Genomic DNA, 16227 nt, shown 5'->3' with positions numbered 1-16227 from the left:
GCCCTGCGCGTATCTCACCCAACCAGAACTACCGGACCTGGCGCTCAACTGTCAGGCCGATAGCCCGACATCACTCAATCAAGTTCAGTAGCTAGTCGGCGGTAGCCGATGGGGGCTGCTGCCATGCCGACGAAGGCGAGGAGATGCTCGGCCTTGCGTTTGTAGCGGCGGTGGAGCCTACGGAGATTCCGCGCCGCTCAGTCGGTGGCGGACAGACGGAACTCCAGGATGTCCTCATCGCCGAGGACCTGCCCGGTGGGGACGAACCCGGCAGAGGTGTAGAGCGCCTTGGCCGCGATGTTGTCCGTGCGTACCCCCAGCCGCAGCACCGGCGCGTCGAACGCGTCCCGCACGTGGGCGATGACCTGCTGGAGAGCGGCTCGTCCCAGCCCCATTCCCTGGTGATCCTTGTCGATCATCAAGCGGTAGAGCCACATCTGACCGTCGTCGGGATCGGGACCGTACATCGCGAAGCCCACGGCGTGCTCATCATGCATCACCGCACGGGTCACGAAGCCCGGCAAGAAGCGGCTTTCCGCGATCGAGTACAGGTTGGACGCGATGAGGTCGCGCTGGTCGTCAGCCACCGTCAGGTCGGCCACCTCCTCCCAGGTCTCCCGGCACAGGTCGTCAAGACTCACACGAATCGGCATGGGTTATCTCTAGCGGATCTCCGCGCGCGCCGTCATGTGGATATTCACATGATCGGGGCATGTGGGCGTCCACCGGGGCCTTCCAGACGCTCATGGAAGCGGCGATCGCCGAGGCCGCGGCCCGCGACGATGTCGATCTCAGTCTGGTCAGCGTGGATTCCACCGTTGCCCGCGCGGATCACCACGCGGCGAGCATGACGGTCGACCCGGAGCTCCTGGGGGACCTGGAGAAAGCCCTGTCCTGCGGTACTGAAATCTTCAGAGCCACTCGACAGCGACCACTTCAAACAGTCTGGTCTTCGCTATATCACACGGAATTTGCGCGGCAGTGCCATAAACGCCTTCACAACGCTCCGCGCTCTCCCGCCCTGCTGTTGTCCCCTCGCGCTTTCCGTCCAGGTAAGGCGGATAGTCCAGAGGCTTCTCCTTCCGAACCTCTACTCTCTGCGAGAGTGATCCAACGCTGAGTCACTGTAATTCCTGATAGGCCCTCGGTCCGTCCACGGCCTGGTCCTCGCCCTCGGTGGTGTCCTCTGCGTCCTGGTCGAGGTCGAGGCTGTACTCTCCCGCGCCCGTGGCTGCCGAGTCCAGTTTCTGCGCCTGAACCCGGGCCGGGAGCGGGGTGGTGGGGGAGTGCGGATGGTGGTGGTGCGGGCGAGGAGGTGTTGCTCCTGGGCGGTGGCCTGTCCGACGCTGGCACGGCGCATCAGCTGCTCGAGGGCATCGGCGAGGCCGGGGACACCTGTGGATGTCAGGACCCGAGCTGGGCCTGCGCCCTCAATCAGTGCAGGAGTGCCCGGCTTTGAGCGGCTTGCGGCTCAGCGAGAGCCGCTCCAGGGGGCCGGGGCGAAGGTCCACAGGACCTCGGCCGGGGACGGGCCCGAGTTGCGCCAGTTGTGGGGCTCGCGACCGGAGAACGTGAGAGTGTCGCCGGCCGTCAGCGTCTCCGTGCGCCCCGTGAACTGTACGGAGACCTCGCCGATGACGACATGGAGCACCTCTACGTCGCAGTTGATCGTGTAGAGGTCGTCGCCACCGTTCGCGCCGGGTTCGAGGTGCGAGCGCAGGACCTGGATCTTCGACTGCGCGCGCGGTGTGATCAGGCGGTCGACGACGCCGTGGCCTCCCAAGTTGATGTTCGGCGCTTCCTCGAGGTGCACGACCTCGGTGTCGGCGTCTTCGAAGAGGGAGCCCACCGGCAGGGAGAGCACCTGGCACAGGGTCACCAGGGTCGTGACGCTCGGCGAGGTCTCGTCGCGCTCGACGCGGCTGATGAAACCCCTGGTCAGGCTGGTAGCGGCGGCGACCTGTTCGATCGTGAGCCCCTGCGCCTTGCGGCATGCCCGAAGGCGCGCACCGACACGGACCGGGCTGTCGGACGGCGTCGGGTGCAGCGCTTTCATGAAGTCCTCGCCTCGCTCGACCGGTTCACAGACGGCTCTTGACAGGGTGGTTACCCAGAGCCACACTACCCGGAAACGAAAGTTGCCCCCTAGGCATTCTTTGTTGTTTATAGGTAACTCGACGTGTCGTAGATCCCGGGGTCCGGATCCCCTGTCGGACCCCTGCTCCTGCCGGATAGCCGGCCTCCCCAGCGACGGGACGAAGACGATGTCCTCATCAGAGATCGCGCCGCATCGTGAAAGCGCGATCGAGCAGCACTCGATCGACTATGTGCCCAGTTCCGAGCGCCACGGGAAGGTGTGGCACCAGGGACCGTTCTGGTTCACCGGCAACTTCGTGCTCCCGACCATGGTCGCCGGCTTCGTCGGTGCCTCGATGGGCCTGAGCGTCGGCTACAGCGTGCTGGCCATCCTATTGGGCGTCGGCTTCGGTACGTTCTTCATGGCGTTCCATGCCAACCAGGGGCCGCGCATGGGACTGCCCCAGATGATCCAGTCGCGAGCGCAGTTCGGCAGCCGCGGCTCCACCGTGCCGTTCGCCGCAACCGTGTTCGTCTACGTCGGGTTCCTCGTCTTCGACACGGTCCTCGCCGAGCAGGGCATTGGACTGGTTCTGCCCGACGGCAAGCTGTTCTGGTATCCGCTGCTGATCGCGGTCTCTATCGTCATCGCCGTGGTGGGGCACGACCTGCTCCACTTCGTCCAGCGCTGGCTGACGTATCTGCTCATCGTCGTCTTCGCGATCCTCACGATCGTGGCCATCGTCCACTTCTCCTCGAACCCGATCGCCGTGGACGCCCCTGCCGCGACGGCGGGCTGGGACTCGAAGGCGTTCCTGGTGCAGTTCTCCCTCGCTGCCGGTTACAACATCAGCTACTCGGTGTACGTCTCCGACTACACGCGCTATCTCCCGGCGAACGCGCCCGCACGCAAGCTGATCACCGCCGTCTACTCGGGCGCCACGTTCTCGGCCGTGTGGCTGATGTCACTGGGCGCGATCCTTGCCAGCTATCTGCCGAACCCGGACCCGATCCTGGCCCTGCGCGAGGTCGGCGATCTGCTCTTCCCCGGCTTCGGCCTGATCGTCGTCATCACCTCGGTCCTCGCCCTCGTCTCGATCATGGGCGTCAATGCGTACGGTGCGATGCTCACCGGCACCAGCGCGATCGACGGCTTTCGCAAGGTGCGCCCGACGGTGCGGTTGCGGGTCATGGGTCTCGTCATGGTCGGAGCGGGATCACTCGTCGTTGCCCTGCTGATCCCCGACGACTACATCGGCAGCTTCAACAACTTCGTCCTCCTGATGCTCTACTTCCTGGTGCCGTGGACCGCCGTCAACCTGGTCGACTTCTACTTCGTTCGCCGCGGCACGTATGCGATCGCCGAAATCCTGAAGCCGGACGGCATCTACGGCCGCTGGGCATGGCGCGGCGTCACGGCCTACATCGTCGGTTTCATCGCGATGATCCCCTTCTTCTCGACGAGCTTCTACGTCGGCCCCGTGGCGGAGGCGCTCGGCGGCGCGGACTTCTCGTTCGTCATCGGTCTGATCGTCTCCGGCGTGCTCTACCGACTGTTCTCACGGAACCTGGACCGTGACGCGGAGGCCGAGGCCCGTGCGGAGAGCGAGGCCGAACTGGAGGGAGCTGCCCGGTGACACCGCAACCTGCATCCCCTGCGCGCCCGACGGTCACGGTTGCGAGCTGCCAGATCGCCCCGCGCGTCGGCCGTGTCGAGGAGAACCGGCGACGGATCCGTGCGGCGGTCGAGGAAGCGGCCGGGCGGGGCGCGAACATCGTGGTCCTGCCCGAGCTGGCCAACTCCGGCTACGTCTTCGAGACCGCGGACGAACTGCTCTCGGTGGCCGAGCCACTGGACGGCGAGACGATCGAGGAGTGGGAGACGCTCGCCGCCCGGCTGGGGCTGGTCATCGTCAGTGGCTTCGCCGAACTCGGCGCCGACGGCCGCGCGTACAACTCCGCCGTGCTCGTCGACGAGACGGGACTGCGCGCCTCGTACCGCAAGGCGCATCTGTGGGACGGCGAGAAGACCTGGGGTTTCACGCCCGGGGACGCGCGGCCGCCCGTGGTCGACACACCGTACGGCCATATCGGGGTCATGGTCTGTTACGACCTCGAATTCCCCGAGTGGGTGAGGCTGGTGGCCCTGGACGGGGCCGAGCTGCTGTGCGGACCGGTGAACTGGCCGCTGTACCCGAAGCCGGAGGGCGAGCGTCCGGGCGAGATCGTCCGTGTCCAGGCGAACGCCGCGGTCAACCGCATGTTCGTCGCGGTCGCCGACCGCACCGGCATCGAACGCGGTCAGGACTGGCTCGGCGGCAGTGTGATCGTCGACGCCGACGGCTATCCCGTCACCCCGCTGCGTCTGGGCGAGGAGGCGATCGTCACCGCGACGCTCCAACTCGCCGAGGCGCGCCGCAAGGCCATCAGCGAACACAACGATGTGCACACGGACCGCCGGCCCGAACTGTACGCACACCGAGGACCGGGGCAACCATGACGCAGACAACAGTCGCGATCGTCCAGCAGCCGCCCGCCCTGCTCGACCTGGAGGAGTCGGTACGCCGCGCCGTCGGCCATATCACCGAGGCGGCACAGGCGGGCGCGACGCTCGTCGTGTTCCCCGAAACCTGGCTCACCTGTTATCCGGCGTGGGTGTTCGGCCTCGCCGGCTGGCGGGACGGCACGGCGCGGCACTGGCACGCGCGGCTGCTGGACCAGAGCCCGGTACTGGACCCCGAGGGCGGGGACGACAGCCTCTCCCCAATCCGAGCGGCAGCGCGCGAGAGCGGCGTCACCGTGGTCCTGGGCCTCAACGAGCGCGCGGGAAAGGCATCCGGTTCCCTCTACAACTCGCTGATCACCATCGGCCGGGACGGCGGCACGCTCAATCTGCACCGCAAGCTGACGCCGACGCACACCGAGCGCATCGTCTGGGCGGCCGGTGACGGTGCGGGGCTGCGGGTCGTGGACACCCCGGCCGGCCGGATCGGCTCACTGGTGTGCTGGGAGCACTTCAACCCGCTCGCCCGCCACGCGCTGCACGCGCAGAACGAGGAAATCCACGTCGCCGTCTGGCCCGACATGCCGGAGAGTCATCGCATCGCGGCGCGTTTGTACGCATTGGAGGGGCGCTGCTTCGTCGTGTCTGCAGGACAGGTGCTCTCCACGGACGGCATTCCCGCCGACCTTCTCGCCGCCTACCGGGCCGGTGTGGGACCCGACGCGCCGGAAAGCGGACTGCTGCTCAACGGCGGATCGAGCATCGCGGGACCGGACGGATCCTGGATCGTGGAGCCGGTCTTCGACGAGGCCCGGATCATCACGGCGACGCTGGAGACCGGACGGCGGTACGAGGAGTCGCTGGATCTCGATGTCGCGGGCCACTACGCCCGGCCGGACGTCTTCCAGCTCACCATCGACCGCGGCCGACGCGAAAGCGGGGTCAGCTTCACCGAGTGACATCGCCGCGGGAGCGGGACGGGGTACCGGGTAGGGGCAGGGCAGCGAGCCGTGCCCCTACCCGGTTCAGGCGGGTCTCCTGAGGACACCCCGCGCTGCCGCAGCGTCGGCCCCAGGCTGTGCGAACTCGCAGGGTCCGCTCGGCCGGGCGTACCGAAATGCTGAGGTGCCCCCTGTGGTGTGGACACACCTGACAATGGATCTTGTTGATCCTGAAAGGTGTAGATCTACGTGGCACGGCCCTCGAAGTACAGTGCGGAGTTCCGTTCCGACGCGATCGCGTTGTGGCGGGCTTCGGCCGGCAGGCGGACGTTCAAGGAGATCGCGGCTGATCTGAACGTCAACCCCGAGACGCTGCGGACCTGGGTGCGTGATGCCGACGGTCGTCCAGTCGCCGGCGCGTCGCAGGACGCCGAGGCCGAGTTGGCCCGGCTGAGGGAGGAGAACGCGCGGTTTCCAAGGCGGAGAAGGAATGGCAGCTGGAGCGGGAGATCCTGCGTCGGGCAGCGGTGTATTTCGCCCGGGAGATGAAGTGAAGACCGCCGTTTGGGACTTCGTCTCCGCCCATGCCGAGATGCTCGGCATCAAGCGGATATGCCGGGTGCTGGAGGTCTCCCGCTCGGGTGTGTCAGTGGTGGTTGCGATCCTGGGCGGCATGGACGAGAAGACCTTCTGGGCGCTCATGGATGAGCTGAGCTGTCGCCCTCGTGGCCGGCATGAACGGCTGGAGTGGCTGCGCGGGGAGTTGCGATGTCGGCCAGCCGCGGAATCAGTGGAGTTTCAGGCACGTCTGGAGGCCGCGTGCGAGGCGGTTGCCACGGGCGCACTGTGGCGGGCGGTGCGCCGGATTGAGGGTGGCTTGTGCTCCGACGACGGCTTCGACTACTTCGCGCTCTGGCTGGTGGCCCAGGGGCAAGGGACGTACAAGGCGGTGCTTGCTGATCCGGATGTCCTCGCTGACGTTGCTGAGGTGCGGGCCCTGGTGGGACGGCACCCGCGCGAGTGGTGTGACGACGAGTGGCCGGAATGGGAGGAGCTCGACTACGTGGCCCAGGAGGTATTCGACGAGCTGACGGGCCGGGAGGACGACTGCTTGGAGGCGTTCTACGAGGCCCTGGATGTCGTCCAGGAGACATGGGCGAAGCCCGAAGAAGCGATCTACACCGTAGAAGCGACGGTGAGGATTGGGACGCCGCGGCTCGACGCTCTCTTTCCTGTAGAAGCCAGCTCCCAATCGTGATGCGACGCCGACGTCCACGACCGTAGGTGGGGAGCCTGGGGTTCGACCCTGCCATCCGAGTGAGCACGTTCGCCCGTACACACCTGAGCACTTTGGCGGCTCTGGCAAAAATTTCGTAGCCGGAGATCAAGTCGGTGACACGGCCGGCCGGTCCGCATAGCGGCGGCGGAGGTGGGCGATCAGGACGATGCGGTGGCGGAGGAGAGGGATGTCGGCGCGGCCGGCCATCAGGCGTTTCTGCAGCTTGACGTCGGTGATACGGCCTTTGTTTACCCGAGTTGTGTGGGGTGGTGATTCCCTGGGTGACGGCGTGCCGGTCTTCTCGAAGGGCTCCGGCGAGCCGGCGAGGCCCGCGAGAGGGGCCAGGCCGCTGTTTGCGAGGTCGTCCAGCCATTCGGGCAAGAGGATCGCGTCATGGTTGTCGAGCATGGCGGCGAACCGGCGGACCAGATCGTGAGTCTGCCTGAGTTCAGGGCAGTGATCGAGAAGCCGGGGCAGGCGGTCGTTGATGTGGAGGTTGCGCCGGTGCGGGTGGGGGGTGATCCAGCGGGCGGCTTCACGTGGGGAGGGCGGGCGCTCGCGCGGCTCGTCCAGGGGAAGACCCCGCCTGAGGGGTGCGACGGCCATCTTCACGCGCTGGTAGTGGCCGAGGTAGCCCTTGGTCCGGAGTTCCTCGCGCAGGATCTTCGCGCCGTGCTGTCCCTCGTGCCAGCGTTGCTGCAGGTAGTCGAGGTAGGGGTCCAGGGCGGAGGGCTTGCGGGGCGGGCGGCGCATCACGTCCTGCCAGGTGCGGGCCCGGGCGTACTCGCGCACGGTGCGGCGGGCCAGGCCGAGTTCCCGGGCCACGGAGCTGTGGCTCCGGCCAGTGCGGGTCAGACCATGCACGGCCTCGAACAGCCTTCGGGCGTGGCGCCCGGCCTGGGTGTCCGCCGCGGCGTTCCCGGCGGTCTCCTCGACCGGTGCGGGACCACTCTCGCCGGCCGGAGGCAATGCCGCCGACAGGCAGCCGCGGTGGGCGGAAGCGATGTCCTGGACACGGCGGGAGAGGCCCCTGCCAGAGATGAAAGCGGTTGCTGACCTGCACGGCATCGGGGGCGCCGCCCGCAATGCCCTGCCGGTAGGTGAGGGAGCCGTCGCGGCAGGCGACCTCGACCCCCGGGTGCTCGCGGAGCCACCGGCTGAGCTGTTCCGCGTCACGCCCCTCCCAGAGCGTGAGCGGGAGCCGGGTGAGCGCTGTCGACCAAGTCGCCGACCAGACCGGTGACCTGCTTGATCAGCTTGTAGGCTTTGTTCCAGTTCCATGGCGTGCCGTACTTCGCGAGGAACTTGCCGGCGAGGCCGCCTGCGAAGCTGCCGGCGACGTTCAGCGCCGTTTCGCCGCATGCGCCCAGGTCGCCGCTGGAGAAGCAGTCCAGGGCCGCGGTGATGCCCAGCTCGTCCATGACGATCTTGGTGATCGCCTTGACGGTCTGCTTGATGCGGTGCTTGGAACCGCTGAGGTTGCTCTCTGCCCGGTCCAGGTTGTCCCGGGCGTCGTTGGCCTGCTGCTGGTGTTTCGTTTGGCCGGTCTTGACGCGAAGGTCAGTGCAACTGCTGGGGTGCTGCTGGCAGTACGCCCGCTCGTCGGGGTCCTACAGACCCGTTGGGTCACTCGCCGAGACGGGACGGTTGTGTGCGTACGCGTACGCGTTCAGCTGCTGGGGGTCGCTGGTGTCCACCACGGGGTCGGGCGAGATGAACTTGCCGAGGAAGGAGTCGTACTCCCGCGCCCCGATCGTCGTCAGGCCCGTGGAGGCATCGATCGTGCTGCCCACGAAGCCCTTCTCGCCCGGCCAGGCTCCCTGCTCGGGCTGGGTACCGCGGTTGTTTCCGTATGGGTCGAAGCGGCGCTGGGTGATGGCCCCCGTCGTCGCGTCGATCGACAGCTCGCCGGTGCCGTGGTGGTCCGCGGCGAGGAAGAAGAGCTTCTTGGTGTCGTCACGGACCGCGATCGTGGAGTCGCCGTACCCGTAGTAGCGGGTGGCCTTGACCGTTGACGAGCCGGTGTCCAGGCGGAGTTCGGTGCCGGGCAGGTAGATCGTGGTGCCCGAGGGGTCCTTGCGCTGAACCCGGCCGCCGTCGGCGTCGTAGAGGTAGATCGCGCTGAACCTGCTGGCCAACGCGGTACGGCACAACCACCGCGACGGCACGGCGGCGGTGGCCACCGGCACCACGGACGCCGCGGCTTACATCGAGATCGCCAATACCGGCCCCGTGCTGGCACCGGACGAGATCCCGTCGCTGTTCGAGGCGTTCCAGCGTGGCCACGAACACCGCGGCAACGGTTCCGGGCTCGGACTCGCGGTGGTCCGGACGATCACTGTCACGCACCACGGTAGGGTGACCGCCGTCCCCAGAACCGAAGGCGGCCTCATCGTGCGAGTCGAACTTCCGCACCGCAGGCGCGAGTTCGGCATATGACAAGGAGATCCCCACCCCTCGTCATCGCCTGCCTCACGCTCATACGTGATCCCGACCAGGCAGGTGACGCATGAGTTGGTCGAGGGCGTCGGCGAGACCGGCCTCGTACCGGTCGGGCGTCCAGGCGGGGGGTGACGGTGGTGCGGAGGTACTGCCAGGTGCGGTCGTTGAACGGGTGGCGGGTGTGTTCGCGGTGGATCCAGGGGATTTCCGTCAGCTCGATTTCGGGCAGGCGGCCCCAGATCTCGCGCGCTGGACCACCTCCGCCAGCGTGCAGGCAACCCCGCCCTCTGGTCGATATCCGTCACCAGCGGATACGCCCTGCACCAGGACCACATCGCCGCCCTCCTCAACGCCACCACCCCCGGAACCTGGGAGCACGTCCAGAAACTCGTCCGGACCTGAGGTTCCCCCGAGATGCGGGGATGGGTGACAGAGGGTCAGATCGGTTTCATGAGAGGAGCCCAGACGATGCCTGCGCCGAGGAAGTACCCCAAGACCACGGACTTAGGGCCGATCTGCAGTTGTCAAGTGGCCTGAATCCGAAGGCCAGTGGAGAGCGGGTGTGATCCACTCATGTTCGAGGGCGTAGGTTCCCCGTCCGGTGCGGTGGAGAATGCCTTCACGGACCCAGCGTCCGAGTTCAGCCCGTAGGCCGCGGGCGTCCTCCAGTCCGATACCTCTGGCGATATCGCATGCGCGCCAGGTGCGGAACGGGTCAGTGCGCAGGAGTTGCAGCGTGCGGTCACGACGCCCGTCAGCGCCCATTGCGGCGGCTGATTGCACGTTGATGTTGATGCTGGTGATCTTGGAGGCGCCCAGGACTTGTGCCTGGCTTGGCGGGGCAGCGTAGCGGGAGACCGGGCACTTGACGCGGCGGGGGTTGATACGTGCCCGACGGGGCGGGAGGAGGTTGTGCAGCACTGCCGATGCGATCCGTCCCGGTCCGGTCTCAGGTACTACATCGGCGGCGGCGATGACCTGGTCTTTCGCGGTCTCCAGGGCGACGGTGAAGGAAGCGCGGTCCGGGTCGGCACCGGGGACTGTTTCGACGGCTTCGACCATCGCCCGGCGCAGTGCCTGGTAGACGGTCAGGTGAGCCCATAGCTCCTGCTGGATACCGGCCGCGTCCTGGGAGCGCAGTACCAGGCCGCACTGCAGGGTGTGCCGGAGCGAGTAGAACGCCGATTCGATCTCCCATCGTTCGTGGTAGAGCTCCACGAGCTCGGCGGCGGGGTAGCGGCGGTGATCGGTCAGTGTGGTGGCCAGCCGGTAGTGGCCTTCCAACCGCAGCCCTTTGGCGGTAGTCACCGCGATGCGCGCATCGATGATCCTCAGCCGGGTCCCGTTGATCCTGGTCAGGAATGATCCGTCCGGCAGTAGTGCCCAACGGGCGGGTGTCCGGGTTCCCTTGAGCCGCACCAGCAGCTGCGCGCCGGTGGCCGCGGCCTCCGCGAGGAAGTCGTCGGAGTCGAATCCCCGGTCGTTGAGCAGCAGCATCCCGTCGTCCAGCAGCGGCAGCAGTTGCTCGGCGTAGCCGGTTTCCTTCTCTGGAGTCGGTCCGAAGACCGCGCCGAGCAGGGCCCGGGTTCCGGTCTCGCACAGCGCCATGATCTTCAGCATCGGATATCCGTCCGTGCCGTAGCGGTGCTTGTGTTTACCCAGCCACGCAAAGACCCGCGGCCGGTCCGGGGCCTTGGTCGAGCTGCACCCGTCGAAGGCGACTGTGCGCCAGCATCGGTATCGCGCCCCGGGTGTGTTCGGCTGTGCCACGGGGCCGGCCAGCGTTTCGAACAGCAACCGAAGCGGCGCAACCCCCAGCCGCCGACGGACCTCTCGAAGCGCCTTCTCCGAGGGGCTCTGGGAAAGATGCCCGCGCAGCCCGGCGGTGAGCTTGTCCCACACGCGCGCGTACCCCAGCGTCGGGAAGAGGACCAGCGCCAGCACGAAGTACACGCCCACCCTCGACGGCAGTAGCCGCAGCCTCCGCTGGACGCCACTGACGCGTTCCAGCACGTCATCGATGAGCTCGAAGGGGAACTGCCGGGTCAACTCGCCGAGATGCCCCGGAGCGAAGATGCCGTTGGCGACGGTAATGGACGACGTGAGCGTGACGGTGGAACACTGAACGGGCAACGGGGCTCCTTCGAGTGGGAAGACCTTGGTCGGCTTCCCTGCTCTACCAGGAGTCCCGTTGCCTTGACCTGCGCTTCCTCGAAATACCCCGATCCGGTTGACAGCCGAGGATCGACCCTAAGTCCGTGGTCTTGGAAGTACCCGCTGGAGTTGCGTGAGCGTGCGGTACGGATGTACCGGACCGCCGAGCCGAAGCCCGTGATCCGCCGTATGGCCGAGGAACTCGCCGGGCTCGCTGAGGAGCTGTTCATGGATCGGTTCCATGCCCCACCGACGAGCAGTCACCGCCGGGTTCCTTCAACACCGGTCCGATCCACCCTCACGGGTGACACAACATCAACCCGCCATCTTAGGGAATTATCGGGATCTGATTCTCGGATTTCCGTCCACTTCGTCGACATGGCGGACGAGAATTACTAGTGCCGCATCAGGCAACGTTCGCCCCGTCGCGACGCCCGGCACGCCCTCTCGCCGCACCGGCCGAAATCCCAAGTACATCCAGTACGAGGGCTTCCGGCCGGCACACCGAGAGCACGTACCGGACGCGCTCCTTGACGGGCAAACGTTGCCTGCCGCGGTACTAGATGCGAGCAGGTGAGCCTGCCCCGATGCGATCAAGAGAGCCCCTTCAAGGCTCTCTTGATCGCCCCCTCGCTCCCGTCGCGGGCACACTCCCCTCCGACCGCCGCAGGCCTCGGCGAGAGTCTTGTTTCTGCCTTCCTGAAAAAGCGCGACCCTCTACTCTAGTTTGGGAGTGGAGCGCCAGCAGGGGGAGGAAGCGCGTGGCTACGTGTCCGAAGTGCGGTCGAGAAGAAGCAGCTTTCGGTGGATGGAAATGCGGGTATTGCTGGGGTCGGGCGGCAGGCGACGTCTACCACGCAGAAGGACCGGAAGCGGCCCAGAGGTGGGCCGCTCAGCAGAACGCCCCCGAGAGCAGGAGTGGAGGAAGCAGTTGCCTTCTCGTGCTCTTCTCAGGTGGGATGATCGCGGCGGCCATCGAAATGGCCCAACGCCTTACCTGGGCTTGAGCTTCCCCGAGTGTCATAGTGCTCGATACAGGGGGAGGAACCCGCCCCTTCCTCTGCCGCGCCCCGCTACCAGCGCATGTCGAGGGCGTCGAGGTCCGCGCGGCGCTGCTCGGTGAGTTTGGCGGCGCGTTTGCGGACGTTGTCGAGCCACGTACCGAGCTTGACCTCTACCATCCCGTCAGCACCGTCCTGACGGCTCACCAGGCCCCTCTCCGCGCACAACTGCGCCACCTGCTCGATGTGCTTGCGGGGCGCCCGGAGATGCCCTTCGCGGGCGTGGTACTGGCGGGCGGCGGCGAGGTTCGCGGCCCACTTCGCATCCTGCCCCCGCAGTACCGGCCGCCCCGCTTCCTCTTTCTCGGCCGGCGCGAGCCCGAGGGTGCTCTCCAGCAGCCACTGCTGCGCGGCCACCAGCTTCGCCCACCCGTGCCGTTGAGCAGCGATCCACCGGCCGAGGTCTTCGCCGTGGACGACCACCGTCCCCGCAGTCGTGGGGAGGGTCCCGCCGGCCTGGACGTGGTTCTGGACGAGCCGGTAGCAGCGCTGCCAGGTGGTGTCCCAGACCGGGCACCACCCCGGGTCGATCGCGTCGAGCTCGCCCTGCCGCTCCTGCGTCATCGCCCCGGCCGCCGATGGCACAGAACGGCCGGCCGCGCGCGGCTCCGCGAGGCCGCCGAACACCCACCTGCACAGCATCACCCTGGCCGCGCTACGCTTCGCCCGCGCCAACGACCCGGCCTTCCCCGGCTCGGCAGGCAAGCGCGGCGCCGAACTCCTCTACCGCGTCGGCGAGTACGGACCACCGCACCGGAGACGAACCACTGAACCAAGACAGCAGCCAGGTGGACGCCGGCGCGGGCGGCCTCCAGGGTTTCGGGCACTGTGGGTGCCTGTCCGCCGTGGCGGGAGGTCTGGCCTTCCCACAGGGCGCGCACCAACCAAGCATCCCCCTGGCTGTTCCCCGGACGCCGGGCGGGCCAGCCCTTCCGCCCCGACCACCTGTCCGCACTCCTCAACGAGATCGGCGTCCCGGTGGCCGCCGCCCACGGCGCCGCCATCCGACAACAACTCATTGAGATGCCCGCTCCCGTCGTCGCGGACGCACTCGGCTACCACGACAAGGCCACCACCCGCCTCCTCAAGGAGACCGGCGGGACGTGGAGCCGATACGCCGCTGGAAAACACACACGGGCACCAGCAGGTTGCGCCCTGCGGGGAGCTGGTGACAGTTGAACAGGAGAGCCCATGAGTAGCGCGGCATGGTCCGCGATGGTCGGTCCCTGAACGCGATCGCCGCCAGGCACTGCCGGGAGCGGGGGCTGGCCCCACCTTCGATCAACCGGACAGCCGGATGGCCGGGAGAACGCCATGTCGGCGATCGTGGGGCTGTCCCGAGCAAGTCGCCTACAGAGAAGGCACGACCGTGCGCATTGTTACGGCCACCGCCGCCCTGGCCCTCGCCTGCCAAACCGCGCCGGCCGCCACCGCCCACCAGCCAACCACCGACGGAATCTGGCGCATGGACGGCTACGGCACAGTCCTATCCATCCGGAACGGAACCTTCGAGGAGTACCAGACCACCGCCGTCAGCTGTCTCAAGGGCGATTCCGCGCAGCGGACCGGCCCCAGCACCTACACCATGCCCGACGGCACTGTCCTCACCGTGCGCACCCAAGGAGGCCGCGACCGCGGGTCCGTGCGGGCGGACGGCTCCGTCGGCGAACGGAACCTGCGCCGGATCCCGGAGTTGCCCGACGCCTGCACGAGTCCGGCCCCCAAGGGTCCGCTCGCTGCCTTTGACGTCTTCTGGCAGTCCTTCGAGGAGAACTACCCCTTCTTTTTCGCCAAGGGCATCGACTGGCACGCCGTACGCGACCAATACCGCCCCCGGGTACACGCTGGGACGACGAGGGACGAGCTCTACGCCGTCTTCAGCGAGATGGTCAAGCCGCTCTACGATGCCCACGTTGCCGTCCAGGACGGTGATCGCGTCTTCGCGCAGGTTCGCCCTGGCACCGTCATGCCCACCGAGGGGTTCGACACCAGGGTCAAGAAGTTCATTGTGGCGCGCGACCTCAAAAACGCCCGGAACCTCCAGGACTTCGCCAACGGGCGGATCACCTACGCCGACCTCCCCGGCGGGCAGGGCTATCTGCGGATCTCCGGCTTCGGCGGATACGCGGGCGATGGCGCCCCCTACGCCGCCCAGTTGGCCGAGCTCGACAGGGCGCTGGACACGGTCCTCAGCCAGGAGCGCACCCGGCGCCTGAAGGGCCTGATCATCGACCTGCGGATCAATGGTGGCGGCTCCGACGCACTGGGAATCCACATCGCCGAGCGCCTCACCGACACCTCCTACCTCGCCTACTCCAAGCGGGCCCGCAACGACCCCGCCGACCCCACCCGGCACACCCGTCCCCAACCCGCGTATGTCACGCCCGCCCAAGGGCCCCGCTACACCGGGCCGGTCGCCGTGCTGACCGGCGGCTCGACCGTCAGCGCGGGGGAGACCTTCACCCAGGCCCTCATGGACCGGCCTGGCAAGACGGTCCGGATCGGGCAGCCCACACAGGGCGTCTTCTCGGACGTCATGTCGCGTAAGCTCCCCAACGGGATGTCGGCCTGGCTTCCAAACGAGGAGTTCCTGACCCGGTCAGGCAGGACCTTCGACGGCACGGGCATTCTTCCGCACCTCAAAGAGCCGGTCTTCACAAAGGAGGAGTTCGACAAGAAGAGCGACTCGGCCTTCGACACGGCTCTGAACATCCTGCGCAACTACGGCGGTGCCACGGGCTGAGCGATGAGCACCGCAAGCCCCCGCCCAGGGAGAGCCCCAGGCACCTCTCGTCTACGCAGATGGGTACTCGCCCAACGACGCTCTGCCGCCAACTCGCAGGGCGGTCTGGTCGCCGTGGGCGACGGCGGATAGCAGAGCTTCGTCCGAGCACACATCACGTACGTATCAGGAAAGCGCCGAGCGGTTCACCGTCCGTCGGGACGCTCATCGGCAGGGCGGGCTGCGAGCGGTCCAGGCCTGGATCTGCGACTTCTCGTCCACGCAGAAGACCAGTGCCCGCTCGGGCGGGTCCAGGTAGAGGCCGACGACATCGTGGATCTCGTCGACGAAGTACGGGTCCGTGGACAGCGTGAAGGTCTCCGAACGGTGAGGCTGCAGGCCGAACGCCCGCCAGATCCGTGACACCGTTGACTGCGACGGGCCGTCTCTTTCGCCATCGACCGCGTCGACCAGTGCGTCGCGTTCTTCGGCGTGGACTCCAGCGTCCGGCGACCAGCGCGGCCACCTGGTCGTCCGTCACCGACCTCGGCCCCCACCCGAACGCGGCATGTCACCCAGCCCGCCGATCCGGTGCTCGACGAACCTCGCCCGCCAACGGCCCACCGCATGCGGAGTAGAGCCGAGCCGGGCTGCGACGTCCTTGTTGGAAGCGCCTTCGGCACAGGCCAGGATGATCCGACACCGAAGAGCCCACGCCTGCGGCGTGGAACGACGCCGCACCCACCCTTCGAGCGCGGCCCGTTCCTCGTCCGACAACGTCAACTCGGCCTTCGGCCGCCCCGCACGCGCCATGCAGCAAGCCCACACATCTGAACAGAATTCCCGACTCAGAAGACTAGGTCAGCGAGCGTGCCGTTATGCAAGTCGCACTACGAGCAAGCGCGCCAGGGACTTTCCCTCAGACCAATCAAGTCGAAGCTACCCGCAGGTCTTTAAGACGTCGTTTCTTTTGGCGTGATCGCTCGTTGGTCCGTGCATGACGGACTTGGTTGAGCGGTTGGTGCCGGATGAGTTGTGGGTGTTGTTCC

The 16227-nt window shown here is 67.3% G+C and carries 16 protein-coding genes and 1 pseudogene; 8 read left to right on the top strand and 9 right to left on the bottom strand.

Annotation, left to right across the window (positions count from 1 at the left end; genetic code table 11):
* Positions 1–197 precede the first annotated feature (197 nt).
* From ACFYY6_RS37425 to ACFYY6_RS37415, 3 genes are all read right to left on the bottom strand, one after another.
* Complete coding sequence (locus tag ACFYY6_RS37425; protein WP_351634338.1) at positions 198–602, bottom strand: GNAT family N-acetyltransferase; 405 nt, start codon at positions 600–602, stop codon at positions 198–200.
* A gap of 95 nt (positions 603–697) precedes the next feature.
* Positions 698–838, bottom strand: coding sequence for a hypothetical protein (locus ACFYY6_RS37420; protein ID WP_351634341.1), 141 nt, complete (start codon positions 836–838; stop codon positions 698–700).
* A gap of 633 nt (positions 839–1471) precedes the next feature.
* Entirely contained in the window at positions 1472–2056 is a 585-nt protein-coding gene (locus tag ACFYY6_RS37415; protein ID WP_351525648.1) for a helix-turn-helix domain-containing protein, read from the bottom strand.
* Between the two features lie 208 nt (positions 2057–2264).
* Here ACFYY6_RS37415 and ACFYY6_RS37410 point away from each other — a divergent pair, with 208 nt between their 5' ends.
* The 5 genes from ACFYY6_RS37410 to ACFYY6_RS37390 all read left to right on the top strand — a co-directional run bounded on the left by ACFYY6_RS37410 (position 2265) and on the right by ACFYY6_RS37390 (position 6778).
* Positions 2265–3713 carry a cytosine permease gene (locus tag ACFYY6_RS37410; RefSeq protein ID WP_360118820.1) on the top strand — a complete coding sequence of 483 codons (1449 nt, stop codon included), beginning with the start codon at positions 2265–2267 and terminating at the stop codon, positions 3711–3713.
* Positions 3710–4576, top strand: coding sequence for a nitrilase family protein (locus tag ACFYY6_RS37405; protein ID WP_389197642.1), 867 nt, complete (start codon positions 3710–3712; stop codon positions 4574–4576). The genes ACFYY6_RS37410 and ACFYY6_RS37405 overlap by 4 nt, the downstream gene beginning before the upstream one ends.
* Positions 4573–5538 (top strand): carbon-nitrogen hydrolase family protein, encoded by a 966-nt coding sequence (locus ACFYY6_RS37400; RefSeq protein WP_389197640.1) that lies wholly within the window; start codon positions 4573–4575, stop codon positions 5536–5538. Before ACFYY6_RS37405 ends, ACFYY6_RS37400 begins: the two co-directional genes overlap by 4 nt.
* A gap of 231 nt (positions 5539–5769) precedes the next feature.
* Positions 5770–6069, top strand: coding sequence for a transposase (locus ACFYY6_RS37395; protein ID WP_388653600.1), 300 nt, complete (start codon positions 5770–5772; stop codon positions 6067–6069).
* Between the two features lies 1 nt (position 6070).
* Positions 6071–6778, top strand: coding sequence for a DUF4240 domain-containing protein (locus ACFYY6_RS37390; RefSeq protein ID WP_389197638.1), 708 nt, complete (start codon positions 6071–6073; stop codon positions 6776–6778).
* A 126-nt stretch (positions 6779–6904) separates the two neighbouring features.
* Here ACFYY6_RS37390 and ACFYY6_RS37385 read toward each other — a convergent pair whose 3' ends face one another.
* The 3 genes from ACFYY6_RS37385 to ACFYY6_RS37375 form a co-directional block, all read right to left on the bottom strand.
* Complete coding sequence (locus tag ACFYY6_RS37385) at positions 6905–7624, bottom strand: hypothetical protein (RefSeq protein ID WP_389197636.1); 720 nt, start codon at positions 7622–7624, stop codon at positions 6905–6907.
* A gap of 347 nt (positions 7625–7971) precedes the next feature.
* Complete coding sequence (locus ACFYY6_RS37380) at positions 7972–8220, bottom strand: hypothetical protein (RefSeq protein ID WP_389197634.1); 249 nt, start codon at positions 8218–8220, stop codon at positions 7972–7974.
* 189 nt (positions 8221–8409) lie between these two features.
* The gene (locus ACFYY6_RS37375) at positions 8410–8937 is read right to left on the bottom strand and encodes an RHS repeat-associated core domain-containing protein (protein ID WP_389197632.1); all 528 of its coding nucleotides are present in this window, start codon (positions 8935–8937) and stop codon (positions 8410–8412) included.
* Between the two features lie 37 nt (positions 8938–8974).
* Here ACFYY6_RS37375 and ACFYY6_RS37370 point away from each other — a divergent pair, with 37 nt between their 5' ends.
* Entirely contained in the window at positions 8975–9238 is a 264-nt protein-coding gene (locus ACFYY6_RS37370) for an ATP-binding protein (protein WP_389197630.1), read from the top strand.
* A gap of 507 nt (positions 9239–9745) precedes the next feature.
* Here ACFYY6_RS37370 and ACFYY6_RS37365 read toward each other — a convergent pair.
* A complete protein-coding gene (locus ACFYY6_RS37365; protein ID WP_388653586.1) occupies positions 9746–11374 on the bottom strand; it encodes an IS4 family transposase in 1629 nt (542 codons plus the stop codon).
* A gap of 1094 nt (positions 11375–12468) precedes the next feature.
* Positions 12469–13098, bottom strand: a complete 630-nt coding sequence (locus ACFYY6_RS37360; protein ID WP_388653618.1) for a helicase associated domain-containing protein — start codon at positions 13096–13098, stop codon at positions 12469–12471.
* 186 nt (positions 13099–13284) lie between these two features.
* Here ACFYY6_RS37360 and ACFYY6_RS37355 point away from each other — a divergent pair, with 186 nt between their 5' ends.
* Together ACFYY6_RS37355 and ACFYY6_RS37350 are read left to right on the top strand one after the other, a co-directional pair.
* On the top strand, positions 13285–13635 hold the full coding sequence (locus ACFYY6_RS37355; RefSeq protein WP_389197628.1) for a hypothetical protein: 351 nt from the start codon (positions 13285–13287) through the stop codon (positions 13633–13635).
* Positions 13636–13825: 190 nt separating this feature from the next.
* Entirely contained in the window at positions 13826–15199 is a 1374-nt protein-coding gene (locus tag ACFYY6_RS37350) for a S41 family peptidase (RefSeq protein WP_388653583.1), read from the top strand.
* A 205-nt stretch (positions 15200–15404) separates the two neighbouring features.
* Here ACFYY6_RS37350 and ACFYY6_RS37345 read toward each other — a convergent pair.
* Positions 15405–15991: pseudogene (locus ACFYY6_RS37345) on the bottom strand (IS630 family transposase); the annotation flags it as partial.
* Positions 15992–16227: the final 236 nt, after the last annotated feature.

Origin of the sequence: Streptomyces sp. NPDC001750, assembly GCF_042892615.1 — a bacterium.
In the GTDB taxonomy this organism is placed as follows: Bacteria; Actinomycetota; Actinomycetes; order Streptomycetales; family Streptomycetaceae; genus Streptomyces.
Note: the sequence above shows the minus strand (reverse complement) of the source record. Positions and strands in the feature narration are given on the sequence as shown.